The organism is Bacillus sp. KH172YL63 (genome assembly GCF_011398925.1).
Lineage (GTDB): Bacteria > Bacillota > Bacilli > Bacillales > Bacillaceae_B > Rossellomorea.
In genome coordinates, this window is sequence record NZ_AP022842.1 from 4,013,911 (window position 1) to 4,036,134 (window position 22,224).

A 22,224-nucleotide genomic window follows, 5' to 3' on the forward strand; every position below is an offset into this window, starting at 1 on the left:
AGTTCGACACTTATTTATCACCCTTTACTAATTTACTTTTTCAGAGGAATTCTATCAATTAAAATACTTTCCATATATTCAATAATCCCATGCTTAATTTCTTCATTCTCTAACGCAAAATCTATAGTTGTCTTAACAAATCCGAGTTTTTCACCCACATCGTAGCGTTTGCCCTCGAAATCATAAGCATACACTTTTTGTGTCTCATTCAATTTTTGAATTGCATCTGTCAACTGAATTTCTCCACCTGCACCTTTTTCTTGTTTCTCAAGCAAATCGAATATCTCAGGTGTTAACAAGTAACGTCCCATAATTGCAAGGTTTGAAGGTGCTGTTCCTAAAGTTGGTTTTTCAACAAAATTGTTGACTTGATATCTCCTATCTTCCTTTGTAGCTGGATCAATAATTCCATAGCGGTCCGTTTGATTATGTTCAACCATTTGAACACCTATGACTGAGGAACCTGTTTCTTCATATTGATCAATTAGTTGCTTTACACATGGTGTTTTACTTACTACTATGTCATCTCCTAGTAATACCGCAAATGGTTCATTACCTATAAAGCTTCTGGCACACCATACTGCATGACCTAATCCTTTAGGTTCTTTTTGACGGATGTAATGGATATTTACAAGGTTACTTGAGTGTTGAACTTTCTCCAACAATTCAAATTTACCTTTTTCCTCTAAACTTCTTTCAAGTTCAGGTGCAAGATCGAAGTGGTCTTCTATTGCACGTTTTCCTTTTCCGGTAACAATAATAATGTCTTCAATTCCTGAGGCAATAGCTTCTTCTACAATATATTGAATAGTAGGTTTATCTACAATTGGTAGCATTTCTTTAGGCATAGCCTTCGTTGCAGGCAAAAATCTCGTTCCTAACCCTGCTGCTGGAATAATCGCTTTTCTTACTTTTTTCAATTTGGTATCCCCCTTGAATGTGTTTTGAAGGTTTTTTGTGTACGACATAATAAATACCTAATGAAAAAACACATTCTCCAAATGTTTTTTCATTAGGTATCCAATTGGTATCCAACCAACAATAAAGCGTTTTCATTATTTTTTTATTCTTTTTAAAATTAATATTTGTGGGCATCTAACCCTTCCTCACATCCCACCACCGACGACGAGCGTCTAAGGCGAAGTTGCCCCTTCACCCACGGCGTGACCGAGTGCCTCCGATGATAACGGTAAGGAGACATTCCCAAAATTCTACTGTTGTCTGTGTGCTGCTTATTCCGATTTACCAACGACAATAGTACCTTAGGATTACCTGTATCCTGATAGGTTAGAAGATTCCGAGGAATTTCTTCTTTTTGATCAACTCAGGTATTTCTTTATATATATTTTTCCCATCGACTAGCATCTCTGCATTTTCTGTAAAGTAATAGACCATGTCTATTCCGTACTTCTTCTCTATAAAGTCCATCGCTTCTTCCATTTTGAAGGTGCGATTATGAATATTATGGGCGTCTGATGCGATGAAATGTGTCAGGTTGGCTTGAATCATTTGTTGTGAGAACTTCTGGATGTTCTTGCCGAAGTAGCCTGTCAGGCTTGATGCCGTCAGCTGTGTCGCTGCGCCCCCCTGCACCAGCTTGTACAGTTTCTCGGGCCGCTCCATGAGTTCAGCGTTCCGTTCCGGGTGAACGATGATGGGCATCAGCCCTTCTACTTGCAGGTCATACAATAACTGTTCAGCGAACCGCGGGACGGAGCTCGACGGAAACTCGATGAATATGTATTGGGACATGTGGTTTAAAGGAAGAATCTCCCCTTTATGATAGTCCTCCAATATCTCCCCATAAATCCGGCATTCCTGCCCGGGAAGGACCTCGAGGTTTATGCCTTCATTTATGAAACGCTCATTGACTTCTTTCACCAATGGCAGGATGTCTGACTTCACGTTAGAATATTTACCATTCCGGTGATGGGGAGTTGCAATGATTGTATGAATCCCTTCTGAAACAGCCTGTTTTGCCATGTCTATGCTGTTGTAGATCGTTTTCGCTCCGTCATCGACCCCAGGAAGGATATGACTATGGATATCAATCATAACAACTCCTCCATTTCTAGTACATTTGACTTATTTTTGCATCGAATTCCATTTTACACCACCAGCATTCATTGTAAAGGGGTGTATTTTGTCGAATGTTGTTTATTTTCCGTAATAGTAATAATAGCTAGTGTCCGTGATCTTTTTATTATTAAGGACAGTGCCTAACAGCTTGCCTCTTGCTGACTCCAACAAATCCTTCGATTTTTTGGCTGCGTCGATTTCCGTTTTCCCGCTGGACACCACAAGGATAGATCCGTCGCATTGGTTAGCCAAGATCTGAGCATCTGTTACGACTAATACAGGCGGGGTATCAAAGATGATCAAGTCATATTCCTTGTACGCATCCTCGAAGAATTGCTCCATCGCCCGTGAGCTCAACAGCTCAGCCGGGTTCGGGGGCACGGGACCGCTTGAAAGGATATGAAGTTTGTCCACTCCACTGTCTTTCACGGCTTCTGTCAGTGCTACCTGTCTCGTCAATACATTCGTAAGACCCGTTGTATTAGGGAAGTTGAATGTATAATGGACCGTCGGCTTTCTCATGTCGGCATCGATCAACAGGACCGTCTTTCCCTGCTGGGCGAACACCACAGCCAGGTTGGCAGCCGTCGTCGACTTCCCTTCCCCTGGTCCTGATGATGTCACCATGATCGAGCGGTATTCTTGATCCACCGATGAGAATTGAATATTCGTACGAATCGTCCGGAACTGCTCCGAGATTGGAGATTTCGGATTAACCTTCGCAATCAATTTACGGATATTTGAGTTAAGTTTGTTTCCTTTTCTATTAAACACCGACACTTTCACCTCTGCGTCTTGACGTTCTTTCTTGGCGGTGGGCTACTTTCTGAAACTCGCTGTCTGTGATCGTCGGGATCACACCGAGGATCGGCATCCCAAGATGCTTCTCGATATCCTGCTCGTTCTTCACCGTGTTATCCATGAATTCCAATAAGAAGGCAAGTCCTACACCGGCCATCAATCCTACGACCATTGCAATCGCAATGTTCAAAAGGGGTTGCGGTTTGACAGGAGAGGGGTTCTCACCAAGCTCTGCTTTCGCCAGGATGCTGACGTTATCCACGTTCATGATCTTGACGATTTCTTCTTTAAACACTTCTGCCACTTTATTGGCAATATCTGCTGCCTGCTTAGGATCCTCATCTTGAACTTGAATGTTCACGACCTGGGAATCCTTCTGGCTTGCTACAGTGATATGTTCATTCAGGGTGCTTGTCGACATATCAAGATCGAGTTCATCTTTCACGATATCGAGGATGACAGGACTCTTCATGATCACGTTGTACGTATTGATCAATTGGAGATTCGTCTGTACTTCCCCGATATTGAGACCTGCTTGCTCCTGATTCGATTTATTGACGAGTAATTGGGTGGACGATTGATAAATGGGTGTGAGCACAAAATAACTGATCGCGGCACTTACCGTGACTGCCATCAGTGTCAGTATGATGATGAGACTCATACGCTTTTTGAGCGTATGTATGAGCTCTTTTAAGCTGATCGTTTCTTCCATGATTGCCTCCTACATATCTTGTAAATGAAAATCTTGTCATATTATATCATAAGTTCTTGTTATTTTAAGGGAATCTTGTCATAATTTTAATAGAATTGAAATCATTTGTTATATTTACTATTAAACAACAGTCAACCGTTTATTGGAAGTAGAATTCACACATTGGTTCTATTTTCCAACATTTTTTCAGAGGGGGATACACATGAAAAAAGCTTTCATTCTACTATTATTTATCATCGCCGCCGGGGTCATCGTTTATGGCAACCTGCATTGGAATTCCATGACGGCCACAAGCGGGGAGAAAGAAGGTCAGGAGACCGCGCCAGCCGTCACTTCCGAAACCAAAGAATCAGCGGCCAATGAAGATGACTATATATCATTTATGGAGAACTGGCCTGAAGGGGCACAGGAAGTATACGAAGAGAAAGCCAAAGCAGACGAACCGTTTCATATCGTCCTGATGGGATCACAGGCAATGGATGCAGCGGAAAAAGGCTGGGACGATCTTGTCATGGAGAAGCTTCAGGACGTCTATGGGGATACGATCACCGTACAGAGTGTTTCTTTCGACATGAATACACTTGAATTCGTAAATGAGACAAAGTATGGGGAAATCGCTGACTTCTCTCCAAATCTTGTCATCTTCGAACCTCTCACCCTGAACGATAACGGTGAAGTGGTGATCGAAGATTCATTAATCAACATCGAAACCATCATGGACGGTATTCAAGGTGATGCAGATGACACCTTTTTCGCTCTTACTCCTCCGCAGCCCGTCTATTCTCCCAACTTATATGCGTTCCAGATCGAGCAGACCCGGGAGTTTGCAGAGGATCATGAAATCCCGTATATCGACCATTGGGAGAATTGGCCAAGCGTAGACGACGAAGAAATCAAAAATTATCTGAATGCAGACAGCAGCCCGAATGCAGAAGGTCAACAAGCTTGGGCACAAGGGGTCATCGATTACTTGATTTCGGAATAAATTATGACAATTATAGTGATATTCATCCAAATATTGTGATAAAATGACGGTATTATCTATCACTCTATGAAAAGAAGGAGAAGTGCCTGTGAAAAAAGCATTGGTTTCCGTTGCTGCTACTGCTGTCTTATCTTCATCGTTCGCAAGTATCGCCTCGGCGAACACCTATAAAGTAGAATCAGGGGATTCCTTATGGTCGATTGCCAGGAAGCATGATACAACTGTTTCTACCTTGAAATCTCTGAATCAGCTTCAATCAGAAGTCATTTACCCGAATCAGGTTTTGAAGGTAGCAAAGAGTTCTGTCCCTTCCGTCAATACACCGGCTCCTGCCAAGCAGAAGGAAGAACCTGTTACATCGGCAGGGCAAACCTATACGGTTAAATCCGGAGACACACTCGGTGCCATTGCCAATCAATATTCGATTTCCTTATCGGACTTGATGGCATGGAACGGTCTCAGTAATCACTTGATCTACCCCGGTCAGGTATTGAAGGTGTCAAAGAACAGGGCCGCGACTGCAACTCCTGTACCAACGGCACCCGCCGCTCCCCCGAAGCAATCCAGCGAAAACGGGAGCACAACTTACACGGTAAAGTCCGGTGATACACTGTCTTACATCGGTGCACAATTTGGCGTAACGGTCCAGCAGCTGAAGAGCTGGAATGGATTGAAGAATGACATGATTTATGTCGGTCAGAAACTGTCAATCCAGGGTGCTTCCACGCCGACAGCACCTCAAGCACCTGAGGCTCCGCCGGAGAACGTATCCTCTTCTTTCAATGTAGATACTCTACTGAAAGAAGCCAAGTCCCACCTCGGTACGCCTTATGTATGGGGAGGATCAACTGCCGGAGGCTTCGATTGCAGCGGTTATATCTATTATGTTTACAAACAGGCAGGCGCTCCGATCCAACGCTTATCAAGCGGCGGCTATTACAATCGCTCCTACTATGTAAACAACCCACAGCCTGGAGATCTTGTATTCTTTGAAAATACATACAAAAAAGGCATATCTCATTTAGGCATTTACTTAGGAAATGATCAATTCATCCACGCAGGCGACAATGGGGTCCAGATCACGAGTCTGAGTAACTCTTATTGGAAATCCAAGTTTGATGGATTCAAGAGATTTTATGAATTATAGAAGGTACGGAAGGGCTGATAACCATGGATGGTTTTCAGCCCTTTTTCCAGTCTCCATCATATGACAAAATTTTTCATTAAAGTATATCTTTTTCTATCCATATCTTGTATATTCTTGTTATGTTCAAAATTATTCTAATTAGGTGGAATGAAACATGAGATCAGATAAACATACATCAAAGAGAAAATGGCCAAAGGTTGTAGGAATCATCGTTCTTCTTCTTTTCTTAGGGGGAGGCGCATATGCCTATTCTATCTACCATTCTCTCAATAAAACCGTGGAAACCATGAACGAGGAAATAGATCGTCCGAAATCGGAAAAGAGGACCGAAGAAGTTGAATTCAACAAGAAGCACCCATTCTCCGTCCTGCTCCTTGGTGTGGATGAAAGAGCCGGCGACCGGGGACGTTCCGACACGATGATCGTCGTGACCGTGAACCCTCAGGAAAAGACGACGAAGATGCTCAGCATCCCACGGGACACACGCGTGGAGATCGTCGGTAAAGGCATCGATGATAAGATCAACCACGCCTACGCTTTCGGCGGAGTAGAGATGTCGATGGATACAGTCGAACAATTCCTTGATATCCCAATCGATTACTATGCAAAAATCAACATGGAAGGCTTCAAAGACATCGTCAACGCTGTCGGCGGCGTGACGGTGAATAACGATTTCGCCTTCACCTATTCAGGGCATACATTCAATGAGGGTGCTCTTTCACTAAACGGCGATGAGGCCCTTCTTTATTCCCGTATGAGAAAGCAAGACCCACGTGGTGACTTCGGACGACAGGCACGACAGCGTCAGGTCATCCAAGCGGTCATCAAGGAAGGCGCCAGCGTTTCATCTCTATGGAACTACGGCGACATATTTGAAGCGATCGGTGATAACGTGAAAACGAACCTCACCCTCGATGAAATGGTTGAGATTCAAAAGAACTACAAAGATGCGACGAAAGACATCAAACAAAGCCAGATTGCAGGGAGCGGCGCCATGATCAACAACGGCAGCCAGGATATTTACTACTATATCGTCCCTGAGGAAGAAAGACAGAAGGTCCAGGAAGAGTTGAAAAGCCACTTGAATCTTCAGTAACCTGTTGCCGGCCCTCGTGGTCGGCTTTAAAAAAAAAAAAACATCCCCCAGCAAAAAAAGGACCGGCTCTTGGCTGGTCCTTTCCTGTACGCAATACTATTTCACTTCTGAAAGCTCTTTGATTTTATTGCGGATGAACATGATATACTTGTCATCTTCCTGAAGTTCAAATACGATCAGCGCTTTTTCCATGTAGCCCTTCGCTTTTTGAGGCTGATTCAACAGTTCTAAATTATAGCCGATTTGATAATGCAGCTCCCCCAATAAATAAAGGCTATCTTTATTCAAACACCACTTAATCGCGTCTTCACAATAGCGATTAGAGTCATTGATCCTGTTTAATTTCGTCAATACCCTCGACATATTATAGAATAGTCTTGTTTTGATGGTATAATCATTAATATGAGGCAGCACCTGGATATGCCCTTTGGCCTCTTCGAAGACGGCCAATGCTTTCTCGTAATCCTCATTATAATAAATGGCACCGATCGTCAGAAGGATTTCAATTTCACGTTCGAGCATGACTTTCCCTTTAACATGGGTGATATTCAACGCTTCCCTTAACGTAGAAATGGCAGCTTCGACATCCTTCTTCACTTCCCAGAGATATATGCCTTTATGCCAAAGAAGAAGCTGCATGTTTTTCTTATTCTGAAGAAACAATGGATTGACTTCTTCGGTCCGTACAATGTCCATCATCTCTTCAAAGCGGAGACTTCTCCTCATGATTTGGAGCTGCTTGAATACTTCCTGAACATAATCCAATCTTGGGGTTGTCCCAATATCGAAGAAATAGTTCACATCCACCCCTAATTTCTGTGAAATTTGATAGAGGGTCGACGCATAAGGGAACACATCTCCCTTCTCGATCTTGCTGATCTGAGCCTGGGTACAAATGCCTTCAGCCAATTCCTCCTGAGATAATCCGCTATTCTTTCGTAACTCTTTTATTTTTCTTCCTACTGCCCCAAAATCCATTAAACCCTCTCCTAAATATGCCTAAAGTTATATTTTTAGCTATAAACCTTAGAAAACACTGTTATATATTCATAAAATAAGAAAAAAGGATGATACACACACTTTTTACACTCTTAGGAAATATGTTTTAATAATTATAACATTTCTTTTAATAATCATAACGAAACTTCTTTTGAAGAAGAAAGGGAGGAAAGACCTATGAAAAGACGTTTTCTTGCAATTGTGACAGCTTCCATCTTAATCTTAGGATTTGCCGGAACGACAAGCGCTGCGAGTGTTTCTTCAAACTCCACTGTGACTACTCCTCAGAATGATTTACCAGGTTGGGCATACTGATTATACAGACTTTTTGAAAAGTGCTTCCTCTCTCAGGGAAGCTTTTTTTCTTCCCACGGATTTTTTCAATTTATGCTTAGAGTTATGGGAAAGGACAAAAAACGGTTGATTCCACCCTAAATACAAGTTGTTTAACCAAAATGGGTGCATCAGCCTAAAATCCCCTTTTTCCCGTGTGTGATAGGATAAAAGTACAATAACAGAAAGGGGGCTTCATGATGAAAAACATAAGCATGAAAGTAAATCCTCTATACTCAGATGTAGATTTGTCGATTGTATTTCAATTCGAATTCACCAAGGGAGATTGTAAGATCGGGGAAGCTATGGTTTCAACCTACGCCATGAATGACAGCGTAACCTATCGAAAGTCCCAGCACACCACAAATGCCCATATTGATAAATGCGCCGTCATCGATCAATACGAAATTGCAGGTGACCTCGGAGAAACATGCATGAAAAAACTCAAGCACTTCCTAAAAATCATCGGCATGAAAGAAATCCACGCCGGATATGAACTAAATAGACAAGAAAGCATATAAATAACCCTGTAAACTCAAAAAATCCACACTGACGTGGATTTTTTTACTTGGAGGGACGGACCTCACCAGAATTTCCTAATAAACCGCTTTAGGATCAGGTATTTTCTTCTGTTCGTTTGTTTGAAACGCACAAGCATTGGCACAGCGATTAGCTTCGAAATGTTTAGAAAGATCACAGCCAGTGCGAATGTTTTCACAAGTACATAGACCGGATTTATGAGAAGGATGAGTGATGCACATCCTATCCAAATGACAGCCTCAACAGTCAGTTTCTTCTCAAACGTTGTGCTCTTTATATGCAATAAAGAAGGGAGTTTGAAGACGACCACTGCAGATATAATCAGAAATAACCAGGCGAATACCATACCAATAAGCGCTTGCACCATTTGATTTAACCTCCTGAATGTTTCATACATTCCATCATTCTACAACTGACACTGAACTTCCTATGAGGACCTAAAAAAAGCTTTGGCATGTGGTGATGCCAAAGCTTTTACTTTAATTCACGAGAGTTTCCAGGAGTAAAAGGGCCGCGATACGGCTCGTCATATCCCTGATGTCGAGCGTAGGATCAATCTCTACAATATCCATCACAGTGACCTTCGGATGTTGCAAGGCGGTCTTTATGGCCACTTTGAGTGTATCCGGGTGCATGCCGCCCGGACCGATCGCCGGACACCCGGGTGCGAATGCCTGATCCAGCACATCCATATCCACCGACAGACAGATCGTATCCACCTGACCTTCAAGCTGCGAGAGGGCGTCCCGGATCATTGCCGATATCCCGCCATTGTACTCACGCACATCCTTCATCGTATGCACCGTCACACCCTGCTCGATGGCATAATCATGATACGCTTTCGCATTGGCGTAATTGCGGATGCCGATTTGGATGAGGTGCTCTCCCTTGAGGTGCCCTCCTTCTATCAATCTCCTGAAAGGCGTCCCGTTCGTCGGGCCACCGTCCTCCGTGTTCCGTAGATCATGATGGGCATCGAACTGGATGATTCCGACCGTTCCCTTCGTTTCCTTGATGGCTTTCACCGTGGACGTGGTGATGGAATGGTCGCCGCCAAGGATGATCGTGAAGGGTGATGCGTTGGTATTCATCACCTCTGTGAGGGATTCATAGATTCGTTGATGGGATTCTTCAATCGATGTCGGATGCATGGTGATGTCACCGAAGTCGATGATGGTTTTGTTTTCTTCGGCGAGGTCCGTCCCCCGTTCGATGTTGTATGTGGTGAATGCATTCAGGCACCGTCTGATCGCGTCAGGCGCGAAGCTTGCGCCGGAGTGGGAGATGGACGGTTTGGAGAGGGGGGCGCCGATGATGGCGATGTCCCCTTTCTTCCCTTCTACCCACGGCGTGCAGAGCTCCGATGCTTTCGTTGTGTACCGGTCCTTGAACTGGGCCTTTCCTGCCGGCTTAATGTGTTGAAATGTGCTCATGGAGCTTCTCCTTGCGGTAGATGATCCGGCCGTTTTTCATGACAGTGTGGGTGTGGTTCACGCCGTAGTGATACGGAACGTAATGATAGTTCGGGACATCCCACAGGACGAGGTCGGCTTTACGTCCCTTGATCAGTTTCCCGGCTGTGTCGCCCCTGTTGATTGCATAGGCTGCATTGACCGTGACGGCGTTCCAGATTTCTTCTGGCGTCATCTTTAATTGAAGCGATGCCAGGTTCATGATGAACTGCAGATTCTCAGTCGGCGAGCTGCCCGGGTTGAAGTCTGTGGACAGGGCGACGGCCGCTCCCGCTTCAATCATGCCCCTTGCGTTGGCAAACTTGCCTTTGTTCAGATAGAAGGACGTGCCTGGCAGCAGGACCGCGATCGTGTCGGTTTCTCCCAGTGCCGTGATGCCTTTGTCGGATGCGCCCACAAGGTGGTCCCCGCTCGTTGCCCCGATTTCGGTTGCCATTTCAGTGCCGCCGAGCGGATCGATTTCATCGGCATGAATTTTCACGGAGAATCCTTTTTCCTTCGCCTTGGAGAGGAAGCGGCGTGATTGTTCCACCGTGAACACGCCCGTTTCACAGAAGATATCGACGAACTCGGCAAGCTGGCCATTTTCGATGTCATTCAACAGATCGAGCATTTCATCCAGGAATTCATCGGAGCGCCCTTTGAACTCAGGTGGAATCGCATGGGCACCAAGGAAAGTGGAGACGATGTCCGCCGGATGGGTGTCGTTCAATTGTTTCGCCACCCGCAGCTGCTTCAGCTCAGTCGCCCGGTCAAGACCGTATCCGCTTTTCGCTTCTACCGTCGTGACCCCGTACTTGATCATTCGGTTCAGATGGAAGCGGGCTTTCTTCAAGAGTTCGTCTTCCGTCGCTTCCCGTGTCGCGCCAACAGTCGATAGGATGCCCCCTCCCCGCTTCAGGATCTCCAAATACGGGACTCCCTGCTGCTTGAGGGCCATCTCATGCTCACGTGACCCGCCGAACACCAGATGCGTATGAGGATCAACAAGCCCAGGCGTCACAAGCTTCCCTTCCCCATCGATCCTTTCCGTCGCCTTCAATTCCTGCGCCTCCTCATGGGTGCCGATCCATGCGATGAGCCCGTCCTTAATGGCGAGGGACGCACCTTCAAGCACTGGTAAATCGGCCATTTTTGTACCCTTTAGAGGTCCGTCCCCCTGGTTCCCATGATCCATTGTCAGGAGCTGGCCGATGTTGTCGATGATGGTGTCGTAGTGTACTGCGGTCATGTTATTCTCCTCCTTTGTTCATCGGAATGTGGATGTTGTGCTTTTCTGCTGTTTTCTCGGCGATGTCATAGCCTGCGTCGACGTGGCGGATGACGCCCATCCCAGGGTCGGTTGTGAGCACTCTTTCCAGGCGTTCCCGGGCAAGGTCCGTTCCGTCTGCGACAACGACCATTCCTGCATGAAGGGAGTAACCCATCCCAACGCCACCGCCGTGGTGGAAGGAGATCCAGGAACCGCCTGCCGCTGTGTTGATGAGGGCGTTCAGGATCGCCCAGTCACCTACTGCATCACTGCCGTCCTTCATGCTTTCGGTTTCCCGGTTTGGTGAAGCAACGGATCCGCAGTCAAGATGGTCGCGGCCGATGACGACCGGTGCTTTCAGCTCGCCGTTTTTCACCAGTTCGTTGATGGCAAGACCCATCTTCACACGTTCCCCGTAGCCAAGCCAGCAGATCCGGGAAGGAAGGCCCTGGAACGCCACCTGTTCCTGCGCCATATCAATCCAGCGGTTCAGCGCTTCGTTTTCAGGAAAAAGCTCTTTGATTAAACGGTCTGTTCTGTAGATGTCCTCCGGGTCACCGGACAGCGCTGCCCAGCGGAATGGTCCTTTCCCTTCACAGAATAACGGTCGGATGTAGGCCGGAACGAATCCAGGGAAATCAAAGGCATTCTCGACTCCTTCGTCCTTGGCGACCTGCCGGATGTTGTTGCCGTAGTCGAATACGATCGATCCCCGGTGCTGGAATTCAAGCATCGCTTCTACATGTTGGGCCATGCTTTTTTGTGATAGCTCCGTGTAGCGCTTCGGATCTTTTGTCCGGAGCTCTGCCGCTGCTTCGAGTGAATACCCTACAGGGACATAGCCGTTCAATGGGTCGTGGGCGGATGTCTGGTCTGTAACGATATCGATTTTCACGTCACGCTTGAGTAGTTCATGATGAACCTCTGCCGCGTTTCCAAGCAAGGCGATGGAAAGAGGCTTGCCCTGGTCACGTGCTTCATACGCCATCATCAGGGCTTCATCGATGGAGTCTGTTTTCACGTCACAGTATTTTGTATCAAGGCGCTTTTGGATGCGCTCTGCGTCGACGTCAACAGCGATTACGACTCCTCCATTCATTGTGACGGCAAGTGGCTGCGCGCCGCCCATGCCGCCAAGTCCCGCTGTAAGGGTGATCGTCCCTTTCAGGGAGTTGTTGAAATGTTTCTTCGCAAGTGCCGCGAACGTTTCGTACGTCCCTTGAAGGATCCCCTGTGTCCCGATGTAAATCCAGCTTCCCGCCGTCATTTGTCCGTACATCATCAGGCCTTTTTGATCAAGCTCATGGAAGTGCTCCCAGTTCGCCCATTTCGGGACTAGGACGGAGTTTGACAGCAGGACCCTTGGCGCCGCTTTATGGGTTTTGAACACACCGACCGGCTTTCCGGATTGAACGAGCATGGTTTCATCGTTCTCCAAGTTTCTTAATGTGTGGACGATAGCGTCGAAGGACTCCCAGTTACGGGCCGCCTTCCCGATGCCGCCGTAGACGACGAGCTCCTCCGGGATTTCCGCCACTTCGGGGTCAAGATTGTTATAGAGCATGCGGAGGACTGCTTCCTGCTCCCACCCTTTACATTCGAGGTCCGTCCCCCGTTTTACTTGAACGATTCGTTTGTCTGCCTTAACCATTTGTCGTTTCCTCCTTTGTTTTGGTTGGTGTGATCAGTGCGCTTAGGGTTGTTTGTTGTAGCCATTCGTTGGCCTTTTCTATGTCTTTCGAGAAAATCCGGTCCTTTGTGATGGAAGGGATGACCTTTCTCGCTGCTTCGTAAAATTGTTTTGTCTTGCTTGCCATGAGGTCCGTCCCTCTATGTTCTGCTGCCTGTAAGTTGCAGATGAGCTCTACTGCGAGGACTCTTCTTGTATTCTGCAGGATCTGGTAGGCGTGGCGTGATCCGATCGTGCCCATGCTGACGTGGTCTTCCTGGTTCGCTGAAGACGGGATGGAATCGACGCTTGCCGGGTGGGCGAGCGTTTTGTTTTCCGACACGAGTGAGGCGGCGCAGTACTGCATGATCATTGCCCCCGACTGAAGACCCGGCTGCGGGCTTAAGAAAGGAGGCAGATCGTTCAGCTGCGGATTCACCAGCCGCTCGATTCGTCTTTCCGAGATGTTCGCAAGCTCTGCCACGGCAATTTTCATAAAGTCCATGGCGAATGCAATCGGCTGCCCGTGGAAATTCCCGCCCGAAATAATCTTTTCCCCGTCGTCGAAGATCAGCGGGTTATCGGTCGCTGCGTTCATTTCGATTTCCAGCTTTTCTTTTACATAATCAAGTGCCTGCCAGGAAGCTCCGTGTACCTGCGGGATGCATCTTAGTGAGTAGGCATCTTGGACTCTTAGCTCTCCCTGCTTTGTTGTGAGTTTGCTGTCTTCAAGATATGTTCGGATTCGTCTCGCCGTTGCGACCTGCTGAGGATATCCCCTCACTAAATGAATATCTTCGTCAAAGGCATCCATGATTCCTCTAAGTCCTTCCAGCGTCAAGCTCGCGATCATCTCACTTTGGAAAGCAAGCTCTTCTGCTTCAAGGTACCCAATCACACCCATCGCCGTCATCGCCTGAGTCCCGTTGATGAGGGCCAAGCCCTCTTTTGCCTGAAGCTGGACGGGGAAAATATTTTCTTTCGATAGAACAGATAGTGTTGGATGGATCTCACCTTTATAGTGGACTTCCCCCTCACCCATCAGTGCAAGTGCGAGATGGGACAGGGGCGCCAGGTCCCCACTTGCCCCAAGCGATCCCTGCTGAGGAACGACCGGATGAATCCCCTTATTCAGAAATTCCGCCAGACGTTCCACAATGACCGGCCTGACACCCGAATACCCTTTTAACAGGGCGTTGCATCTCAAAAGCAGCATGGCCCGTGACACATTCTCCGGGAAAGGATCTCCCACTCCGCACGCATGTGAATGAATGAGGTTCAACTGCAGCTCTTCCACATCCTCCGCATCAATCAGCACATCACTGAACTTCCCGAACCCCGTATTGATCCCATACACCACACGCTTCTCCTTCACAATCCGCTCAACCGCCTCACGACTCTTCCGCACCCGCTCCATACTAAGCGGCGAAAGCTCCACAAGCTCCTTCCCAAAAATCACCCGCTTCGCCTCATCCAAACTCAAACCACAACCCGTCAACTCAACCATTCCAATCACCTCTCCTTTTTCTGTAGGGACGGACCTCTAAAAACCGTCGCTTTTTCATGTCATTTACTTATATTTCTTTTATAAATAGCGGTATGAATGGGTTCTTGTGCTTTACCACTTTAAACTGCTCAGGGACGGACCTCCCCGCCACACGACACGACACCTCACCACACCGCACCAAACCAACCCCATGCCACCTTCCTCACACAAAAAGAGGGCCCGACCAACGACAGACTTCTGCCAGTGGTCGAGCCCCCTTTTGACTATGATCTATAGGCTCTCATCTATTAAATATGATTGATTCCAAGTCCGATCGTCTCGTGCTCCAATCCTTTGATCGGCGCACCGATCGTCCCGTACAGGGCGACCGCTATCCATTCGCCTTCTTCTTCGCTCTCGTACGGCGTTCCCCTTACGACCGAAAAACGTAGACCGACAGTACGAAGCACCTCACCGAGCTGGGTATGCCCCCGGGTGACGCCAGTCAATGCTTCCATGATCGCATGATACAGGGCATGCATCTCCCGGTACAAATCTTCCCGGACAAGATCACTCCGCTTCGCTGCCGTTTCAATGGCTGCCACGATCTTCTGACTGTCCATGGAGCCGATTTTCCCTGTGCAATAGCTCCAATTCAATTCATTGAAATGCCGGTTCCACTCTTCTTCCTCACGATCCAGGAGAAGGAGCAGCATGGCATTCTTTCCGATACGACTATGTTCTGATTTATTCATGCAGCATTCGCACCTTATACGAAAATTCTAAAAATACTAATAACTACTTATATTGTATGGTCTGCTTTCAAAGAGGTCAACGAAAAAAGTGGTGATTTTAGAAACTTAGAGAGGTAGTTTGGTAGCGTGGTAAAGGGGGTTCGGGCGTGACTTGGGATGATCGGCACGATGGAAGGTCCGTCCCTCAAAAAAAGACGTACCTAGGGGAATCAGGTTCGCCTCATTCCTCCCTATTCTTCTTGCTTTTTGCCCTTTCCTTTGAACACTCGGGGGTCGTTCAAGAGGCATGTGACGATCCCGTCATCAGATTTCAAGCCGAGATACGATAGAATATCATGCCTGTCCTCTTCAGAAAGGGGACCGTCCATGGGATAAAGCGGCCGGATATTCAATTGCTCCGTACCTTCCTGCTTTTCAAGCACCACCTGGCAATCCATCGGTGCCCGGCCGTCTACCCGGACGAACCTGAATGGGATGGCATGATTTCGATCGATGGGAACAGCGAACAACGTGGTAAACCCGACTGTTTCAAGAATTCTGTCCGAGTACATGATGCTTTCCAATGCGAGGGAGAATCCAGGCGGCCGATTCACCACAACGAACTTGTTGTAATAATGCTGGCCTTGAAATACGACGAGGTGCTTTCTTGATTTCTTCACGCTCCCGTTGGAAAGGGCAAGATCTTCGAAGACTAGTATAAAGTCTTTTTTCATATTTCTACCTCCTTTAATAGGAATTTCGAACTACACCTTATACTTTTCGACACAAACACCCTTTACCCTCTAAATTTTTCCAAAAATATATTATTTTTTTTACAAATTTTGTAACTCATTCAACACACTTCTCCTTTTTCTCAATCGTTTCAACAAATTTCTTGTAAAGTTGAATCTGAGGCGCTGGAAAATAATTCAGCGTACGCTCTTTTGAAAGAAGGGGGTTATCGATGGAGTGAATGTAAGAGGGGTAGCTGCTCCACGGGTATTGTTCGCCACTGACGGTGAGCTTCGCTTCAACGGGGTTCTGGTGGATGTATCTGCTTGCCTTGATGAAATAGGATGGGGTGTCAATTTTCGTGGATCCATATCTGCCCTGGAACACATGGCCGACATAATCGTATTTCTTATTAAAATAAACGGCATAGCGTGTGTGAAGGATCCTGATGATCTTTTCGAGGGGAATCTCTTGGGTTTCGATGAGAAGATGGATATGATTGGGCATCAAACAGTAGGCGTGGATGGTGAACGGGTACTTATCTTTCGTCTCTTGCACATACAACAAATACTTCCTGCGGTCTTTCTGATCATGAAAGAGATCCTGCTTTCGGTTCCCCCTCGCTGTCACATGGTAAGTCGATCCCGGAACCCAATTCCGAGGTGTCCGTGACATAACATCACTCCTCTTCTGCGGATTATAAAACCTTACCTACTCCCTATTCGACAAAAATATGGAAAATCCTTCTTTTTATTCGAAGGGACATGTTGAGGGACGGACCTCTTTATCTCTAACAACCGGCCGGAAATCCGCTGCTGAGAGGTCCGTCCCCACCCCTTAATCGTTGGTGAAGCTTTTTTGAGAATAGTAGATTATGCGTTGCTTTCGGGAATGACTGGTGCTACTGGTGCTGAATACCAACTTGGAATCTGGATTCAGACGAATCCACTTTATTTTGGTTGCCTCAATTCTTTCCGTTCCATTCCCTTTACTCCCCTTGACCTGTTCTCCCATTCCATCTCCACCTTTGCCTCAAATCGACAAAGTTACAACTATATTTACATTTTAATACTTTCATCTGTAAAATTGTATACTTTTTCCAAAATATATTTATTTGTCATCATTAATCATATTTCAAATCGTGTAATTTCAGAATCACCCCCATTAAAACCTTTATCTTGAAGAAAAACGGGATAGTCGGTGAAAACAATGGACTTACATGTGGAGTTAAAACGTTATCGCAATGACATATTAGAACTTAGCCAGCGAGAAGCCGCCCTTCGCTTGAACATCAACCAGAGCACATTATCAAATTATGAAAACGGGACAAGGGACATCCCCTATAAAATGCTCCTTACCTTCAAGGAAGTATACAAAATCCCCACCTATGAAATGAACCGGATTATGTACGGAGAAGAAAGCAGCGCTTCCGGCCAAAGCCATCATCCCATGATCCTGAGAGAAAGCTTCGAAGACGAGGAGTACAAAGAAATCCTCAAGATCCTCCAGGAACATCCTAAACTCAAACGGACACTAGCATCCCTCGCCTACTTCACAGAAAAACGCAAAGAAAAATTCATCACCCACGTCAACCACCTTTATCAGACGTTGAAGGAGTGGTAGAGGTTTGTCCGTGGGGGGTGTTGTGTGGGGGACGGACCTCCGCAAAAGAAGCAGAAACATTGCTAAACCGGGATTCCGGTCTGAAAAACCATTCAAAAATGAGGTCCGTCCCTCCAACCACAAAAACAAAAAGCGCCTAGATTCCCTGATGTGGGTTTCTAGAGCGCTTTTTGATTTTCATCTATTGAGTATCCTGATTGAAGTTCTTGTTTGAGCCAGTGGATCATGGAGTTTGTGTCCATGTTGCCTTGTTGGCCTTTGTCGAACGCTTGCTGGATGACATTGAGAATGTGGTGATTGGTTTTCTCATTTCCTTTCAAAACAGACAACCTCCTACAATAAAAAACGGTTTCTATCACCTTATTACACTATTAGACAACATTTCAAACATCAATTCTATGCAATATTACCAGAAAAAACCACAAAGTGAAAGAAAAATTTATTAGAATTTTCTCCAAAAAACAACTTTATACCCATTCAATTTCCTCTCTTTTTAGCCGATATATGAATGGTATGGAATGAATAAGGGCAAAATCATCGAAAGGTGATGACGCAAAGCTATAGGGGCTACACTGCCAGCCAGCTACCAATCTAGGAGGGATAGAGTTGTCGTTTTTGACACCCGAGGAATTCGCAGCAAAAAGAAAGTATAAAAAGATAGGAATGTATGTAAGCCTATTTTTTATTACGATTGCTATAATTGCTGGAACTACATATTTAACGTATAACATGTAAAAGCGTCTATTGGCGCTTTTTTAATTTTATATACTTTCATTCTACAATTTATGGAAAGTTTCGAGAATATTCGATAGAATAAAAGGAGTAATCTAAACTAGTTGGAGGCAACCATACATGCATAAAGAAGTTAAACTCATCCGGGGATTGAGACAACCTTCCCACTTCTTTTATCAGTTACAAGTGGCGGAAGGATTGAAAGGATATAAACAAAAAGTTCTCCTTGTTATTCTATTATCTGCTCTTGTCTTTGGACTCATTTCCTCTTTCGGAATCGGAATGGATCCTCTTTCAAAACAACTAACGGAACTGTCACCTGCCACATTTGAAATGGAAAAATTCCTTTTCTTCCTGGGAAGACTGATCGCTGGTCTATTATATGCAGCAGTCGTCCTATTCGTACCGGCACTGATTTTCTGGACGATTTCAGATGAGGGTGAATACCGTAAGCTCGTCATCATCCAGGCTCTCGTATTGATGATCCTATTAATTGAAAAGCTGACGTATATCCCTTTGTCTATCTTCTTTTCTCTTGACTGGTTCTCATCACCCCTATCGCTTGGGGTCATCGCCCAATATATAACGGGCAAAGCTTTGGTCATCTATTTCTTAGGATGCTTCTCACTTTTTAAGATATGGATTTTCTATATTCAATACAAAGGAATCAAACGCCTCACTCAACAGAAGAACTGGGTGATTTGGCTGGTAATCCTCTTAACGAATGCATTGTTCTGGGGCGTTACTACACTTCTGGCGTTTCTTGATATATCTACTCTAATCTAACTATTAAAAGGCTGTGAACATTCATGAAAAAACGAACCATTTTCTATAGTACCCTCACTGTGTCGCTCCTTTTCATAGGTACCAATACATATCTGATTGAAAAAGCGAACAGCAAAGTCGACCGGGAAGTCCGTGTTGCCGAATGGGAACCGGTCACGAAAGGCGACCTTGCCAAGGAACTGCCCAAAGCCGGCGTGGTAGACGCTGAAGAAGAGAACTACCTTTATTTCAACGACGAATTCGGCTCTTTCAAAAAATTCCTTGTAAAAGAAGGGGACCAGGTAGAGTCCGGGACACCGCTCTATGAGTATGAAGTGACCGACCAAACGCGTCAAAAGAACGTGTTGAAGTCAGAGGTCGATCAATACGAAGACGAAATTGATAGTATCGAAGAAAACATCTCGGATTTAAATCGATTAGAATTATCCTTACCATCCACTTCAATTGACGAAAAGGACATTCCGATTGACGCAAGTGCCTTGCAATCTGAGTACGATTTAAAAAAAGAAATCGCCGATAAAGAACTTGAAATTGACCGCCTTGAAAGCCAAATCGACAATCTTGAGCGTCAAATCAAAGATATCGAGTCTTACGAAACCACCCTTACCGTTCAAAGCAGTGTGGCCGGCACGATCAAAAATCTGTCTCATGCAGTCGACAACCCGTTGATCACCATCGCCTCACAGGCGACCATCGTCACGACTGACCTCACCGAAAAGGAAATCATCACGGTCGACGAAAACATGAACGCAACGGTTCAATCGGACATTGAGAAAAAGACTCAAAAAGGGATCGTGACCAAAGTCGCCACACTCCCTAAAAACAATCCGCACATCCAAACAGACAGCATGTACCCTGTTGAAGTGAAACTCCAGGATCCGGACAACAAGCTGCTTCCAGGCCACCATGTGGCTCTATCCATCATCACCGAGGAAGTGAAAGGTGCAACGGTGGTGCCAGTAACCGCCGTTGAAAAGGACGGAAAGAACAAATATATGTGGATCCTTACCGATAAAGGTACTGTAGAAAAGCGTAAAGTCACCACAGGACTTGAAGTCGACGGACAGCAGGTAATCAAATCTGGCGTAAAAGCCGGAGAGTACTATATCATCTACCCTGATGACATTCCGGCTCTACAAAAAGGCGCAACATTCATTACGGCCCTTGATTGGGATAAAGTGAAACTGAAGGATTTGAAGAAGTTCGATCGTCAGGCAGTATTGGAGAATTTGCTGTTGGGGATTTTGGAACGGAAATAATATTAGATCAGGACCGGCCCCTTTAAAAGGGCCGGTTTTTTCATGAAACATACATACTCCTTCCCTTCAAACAAATACTAGTGGATAACCAACTGCGAAAAGGAGTCCACTAACCATGAAAACACTTAAAACACTCATCACCCTTCTCCTACTCCTCTCTATCACGCCCCCACCCACGCAGCCCCGCCCAAAAACGTCATCCTCCTCATCATGGACGGAACCAACTCCGACATACTCACCCTATCCCGCTGGTACCGAGGGACGGACCTTCACCTGGACAGCATCCTGTCAGGCGGCGTCCATACCCATTCAGCACAGTCAGCGATCACCGACTCGGCTGCTGCGGGGTCTGCCATGGCAACCGGGATGAAGACCCGTGCCGATTACATTGGGATGAGTCCTGACGGCCGCCCGGTGCTGACGGTCCTTGAAGGAGCAAAGCTGTCCGGCTACAAGACGGGCATCGTCGCCACCTCCCCGGTCCAGCACGCCACACCCGCCGCGTTCACCTCCCACGCACTGAACCGGGATGAATTCGGCGACATCGGTGAACAGCAGGTGCATCAAGGGCTCGATGTCGTACTCGGCGGTGGTGCCGCCTGGCTCAAGCCGCAAACGAAGAATCCTGTCAAAAACGACGATGGCATGCTGAAAACAAAGCAGGTCAGCCGTGAAGACGGAGAAAACCTGCTCGAAACAATCAAGGCAAACCAGTATCAATTGGTACGGAAGAGGGACGGACTTCTAAACAGTACCGGATCCGGCAAGCTGTGGGGTTCTTTCGCTAATGAAGACATCTCTTTTGAAATGGACCGACGCAAACTCCATCCCGACGAGCCGTCACTTAAAGAGATGACCCATGCCGCCATCAACAAACTTTCCGAAGGCGACAAAGGCTTTTTCCTCATGGTCGAAGGCAGCAAGGTCGACTGGGCCGCCCACAAAAACGATCCTGTCGGCATGATCAGCGAGGTGCTGAGCTTTGATGACGCGGTCGGTGAAGCGCTGGCATTTGCCCGAAAAGACAAGAATACGATGGTCATCGCCGTCACCGATCACGGAAATAGCGGCCTTACCCTCGGGAATCAACACACGAACGGTGACTACAAGCACCTGCCTGCCGGTAAATTTGTAGAACCACTCAAAAAAGCCAGGCTCACCGTTAAAGGTGCCGTCTCCCAGCTCAAACCGGACCGCTCTAATTTAAAAAAGGTCCTGACAAACTATGGGCTTAAGAATCTGAGCAGTAAAGAATTTTCTCTGATGAAACGTGCCGCCACGGCAGAAGAATTCGAGAACCACATGGTCAAACTGATGGCAAAGCGGGCCAACCTGGGCTTCACCACCCACGGCCACACCGGGGAAGACGTATTTCTATATGCATACGGACCCGGTAAACCAGTGGGACTGATCGACAACACCGACATCCCCAGGGTGATTTCCGATTACCTCGGCTTTTCCTTAACTTCGGGAAAACTCGCCCATTGGTATGTCGACGGGATGACTATTTTTCGGGAAAAGGGCTATCAGGTACGGATTGAGGGACGGACCTCTGAAAATCCCGTCCTGGTAGCAGTCCGGGGTGAAGAAGTGCTCCGTTTTCCAGAAAACAAGAACTTTTATTGGAGAAATGATGAGAAAGTGATGTTGAACAGTGTAAATGTGTTCGATGGGAAGACGTTTTATGTGCATGTGGAGGGCTGAGATGGGGATTTGAGCGGAGCGTGATTGTGTTTATTTTCAAATTGGGGTGGTTTGTTTTCAATTCCGGGGTTTTATTTTCAAAA

At 46.4% G+C, this 22,224-nt stretch carries 23 protein-coding genes and 1 riboswitch; of the genes, 8 read left to right on the forward strand and 15 right to left on the reverse strand.

Annotation, left to right across the window (positions count from 1 at the left end):
• Positions 1-32: 32 nt before the first annotated feature.
• From galU to KH172YL63_RS20370, 4 genes are all read right to left on the reverse strand, one after another.
• On the reverse strand, positions 33-920 hold the full coding sequence (galU, locus tag KH172YL63_RS20355; protein WP_173107787.1) for a UTP--glucose-1-phosphate uridylyltransferase GalU: 888 nt from the start codon (positions 918-920) through the stop codon (positions 33-35).
• A 367-nt stretch (positions 921-1,287) separates the two neighbouring features.
• A complete protein-coding gene (locus KH172YL63_RS20360) occupies positions 1,288-2,055 on the reverse strand; it encodes a tyrosine-protein phosphatase (RefSeq protein WP_173107788.1) in 768 nt (255 codons plus the stop codon).
• Between the two features lie 102 nt (positions 2,056-2,157).
• Complete coding sequence (locus KH172YL63_RS20365) at positions 2,158-2,859, reverse strand: CpsD/CapB family tyrosine-protein kinase (RefSeq protein ID WP_173107789.1); 702 nt, start codon at positions 2,857-2,859, stop codon at positions 2,158-2,160.
• Complete coding sequence (locus tag KH172YL63_RS20370; RefSeq protein WP_173107790.1) at positions 2,846-3,592, reverse strand: YveK family protein; 747 nt, start codon at positions 3,590-3,592, stop codon at positions 2,846-2,848. The genes KH172YL63_RS20365 and KH172YL63_RS20370 overlap by 14 nt, the downstream gene beginning before the upstream one ends.
• 202 nt (positions 3,593-3,794) lie before the next feature.
• Here KH172YL63_RS20370 and KH172YL63_RS20375 point away from each other — a divergent pair, with 202 nt between their 5' ends.
• The 3 genes from KH172YL63_RS20375 to tagU all read left to right on the forward strand — a co-directional run bounded on the left by KH172YL63_RS20375 (position 3,795) and on the right by tagU (position 6,820).
• The gene (locus KH172YL63_RS20375) at positions 3,795-4,577 is read left to right on the forward strand and encodes an SGNH/GDSL hydrolase family protein (protein WP_173107791.1); all 783 of its coding nucleotides are present in this window, start codon (positions 3,795-3,797) and stop codon (positions 4,575-4,577) included.
• A gap of 88 nt (positions 4,578-4,665) precedes the next feature.
• Complete coding sequence (locus tag KH172YL63_RS20380; protein ID WP_173107792.1) at positions 4,666-5,724, forward strand: C40 family peptidase; 1,059 nt, start codon at positions 4,666-4,668, stop codon at positions 5,722-5,724.
• A 154-nt stretch (positions 5,725-5,878) separates the two neighbouring features.
• Complete coding sequence (gene tagU / locus KH172YL63_RS20385) at positions 5,879-6,820, forward strand: polyisoprenyl-teichoic acid--peptidoglycan teichoic acid transferase TagU (protein WP_173107793.1); 942 nt, start codon at positions 5,879-5,881, stop codon at positions 6,818-6,820.
• A 96-nt stretch (positions 6,821-6,916) separates the two neighbouring features.
• Here tagU and KH172YL63_RS20390 read toward each other — a convergent pair whose 3' ends face one another.
• Together KH172YL63_RS20390 and KH172YL63_RS20395 are read right to left on the reverse strand one after the other, a co-directional pair.
• The gene (locus tag KH172YL63_RS20390) at positions 6,917-7,798 is read right to left on the reverse strand and encodes a helix-turn-helix domain-containing protein (protein WP_173107794.1); all 882 of its coding nucleotides are present in this window, start codon (positions 7,796-7,798) and stop codon (positions 6,917-6,919) included.
• A 155-nt stretch (positions 7,799-7,953) separates the two neighbouring features.
• The gene (locus KH172YL63_RS20395) at positions 7,954-8,091 is read right to left on the reverse strand and encodes a hypothetical protein (RefSeq protein WP_173107795.1); all 138 of its coding nucleotides are present in this window, start codon (positions 8,089-8,091) and stop codon (positions 7,954-7,956) included.
• 261 nt (positions 8,092-8,352) lie between these two features.
• Between KH172YL63_RS20395 and KH172YL63_RS20400 the strand changes: the two genes are divergently transcribed.
• Positions 8,353-8,673 carry a hypothetical protein gene (locus KH172YL63_RS20400; protein ID WP_173107796.1) on the forward strand — a complete coding sequence of 107 codons (321 nt, stop codon included), beginning with the start codon at positions 8,353-8,355 and terminating at the stop codon, positions 8,671-8,673.
• Between the two features lie 62 nt (positions 8,674-8,735).
• On the opposite strand, the gene KH172YL63_RS20405 is transcribed toward KH172YL63_RS20400, so the two are convergent.
• The 8 genes from KH172YL63_RS20405 to KH172YL63_RS20440 all read right to left on the reverse strand — a co-directional run bounded on the left by KH172YL63_RS20405 (position 8,736) and on the right by KH172YL63_RS20440 (position 16,712).
• Positions 8,736-9,059: a hypothetical protein gene (locus tag KH172YL63_RS20405; RefSeq protein WP_173107797.1), complete on the reverse strand. Its 324-nt coding sequence runs from the start codon at positions 9,057-9,059 to the stop codon at positions 8,736-8,738.
• A gap of 112 nt (positions 9,060-9,171) precedes the next feature.
• Positions 9,172-10,125, reverse strand: a complete 954-nt coding sequence (hutG, locus tag KH172YL63_RS20410; protein ID WP_173107798.1) for a formimidoylglutamase — start codon at positions 10,123-10,125, stop codon at positions 9,172-9,174.
• Entirely contained in the window at positions 10,103-11,395 is a 1,293-nt protein-coding gene (gene hutI / locus KH172YL63_RS20415) for an imidazolonepropionase (protein ID WP_173107799.1), read from the reverse strand. The genes hutG and hutI overlap by 23 nt, the downstream gene beginning before the upstream one ends.
• Before the next feature lies 1 nt (position 11,396).
• On the reverse strand, positions 11,397-13,067 hold the full coding sequence (gene hutU / locus KH172YL63_RS20420) for a urocanate hydratase (protein WP_173107800.1): 1,671 nt from the start codon (positions 13,065-13,067) through the stop codon (positions 11,397-11,399).
• On the reverse strand, positions 13,060-14,592 hold the full coding sequence (gene hutH / locus KH172YL63_RS20425; protein WP_173107801.1) for a histidine ammonia-lyase: 1,533 nt from the start codon (positions 14,590-14,592) through the stop codon (positions 13,060-13,062). Before hutH ends, hutU begins: the two co-directional genes overlap by 8 nt.
• A gap of 287 nt (positions 14,593-14,879) precedes the next feature.
• On the reverse strand, positions 14,880-15,326 hold the full coding sequence (hutP, locus tag KH172YL63_RS20430; protein WP_173107802.1) for a histidine utilization transcription antiterminator HutP: 447 nt from the start codon (positions 15,324-15,326) through the stop codon (positions 14,880-14,882).
• Positions 15,327-15,556: 230 nt separating this feature from the next.
• Entirely contained in the window at positions 15,557-16,039 is a 483-nt protein-coding gene (locus KH172YL63_RS20435; protein WP_173107803.1) for a hypothetical protein, read from the reverse strand.
• A gap of 115 nt (positions 16,040-16,154) precedes the next feature.
• A complete protein-coding gene (locus tag KH172YL63_RS20440) occupies positions 16,155-16,712 on the reverse strand; it encodes an REP-associated tyrosine transposase (protein WP_173107804.1) in 558 nt (185 codons plus the stop codon).
• A gap of 534 nt (positions 16,713-17,246) precedes the next feature.
• Here KH172YL63_RS20440 and KH172YL63_RS20445 point away from each other — a divergent pair.
• A complete protein-coding gene (locus tag KH172YL63_RS20445; RefSeq protein WP_173107805.1) occupies positions 17,247-17,660 on the forward strand; it encodes a helix-turn-helix domain-containing protein in 414 nt (137 codons plus the stop codon).
• A gap of 158 nt (positions 17,661-17,818) precedes the next feature.
• On the opposite strand, the gene KH172YL63_RS20450 is transcribed toward KH172YL63_RS20445, so the two are convergent.
• Entirely contained in the window at positions 17,819-17,980 is a 162-nt protein-coding gene (locus KH172YL63_RS20450) for a hypothetical protein (protein WP_173107806.1), read from the reverse strand.
• Between the two features lie 197 nt (positions 17,981-18,177).
• A riboswitch (cyclic di-GMP riboswitch) is annotated at positions 18,178-18,251 on the forward strand.
• A 261-nt stretch (positions 18,252-18,512) separates the two neighbouring features.
• On the opposite strand from KH172YL63_RS20450, the gene KH172YL63_RS20455 reads away from it, so the two are divergent.
• The 3 genes from KH172YL63_RS20455 to KH172YL63_RS20465 all read left to right on the forward strand — a co-directional run bounded on the left by KH172YL63_RS20455 (position 18,513) and on the right by KH172YL63_RS20465 (position 22,141).
• Complete coding sequence (locus KH172YL63_RS20455) at positions 18,513-19,178, forward strand: hypothetical protein (protein ID WP_173107807.1); 666 nt, start codon at positions 18,513-18,515, stop codon at positions 19,176-19,178.
• Between the two features lie 23 nt (positions 19,179-19,201).
• Positions 19,202-20,437, forward strand: a complete 1,236-nt coding sequence (locus KH172YL63_RS20460; RefSeq protein ID WP_173107808.1) for an efflux RND transporter periplasmic adaptor subunit — start codon at positions 19,202-19,204, stop codon at positions 20,435-20,437.
• Positions 20,438-20,635: 198 nt separating this feature from the next.
• On the forward strand, positions 20,636-22,141 hold the full coding sequence (locus KH172YL63_RS20465) for an alkaline phosphatase (protein WP_269475218.1): 1,506 nt from the start codon (positions 20,636-20,638) through the stop codon (positions 22,139-22,141).
• Positions 22,142-22,224: the final 83 nt, after the last annotated feature.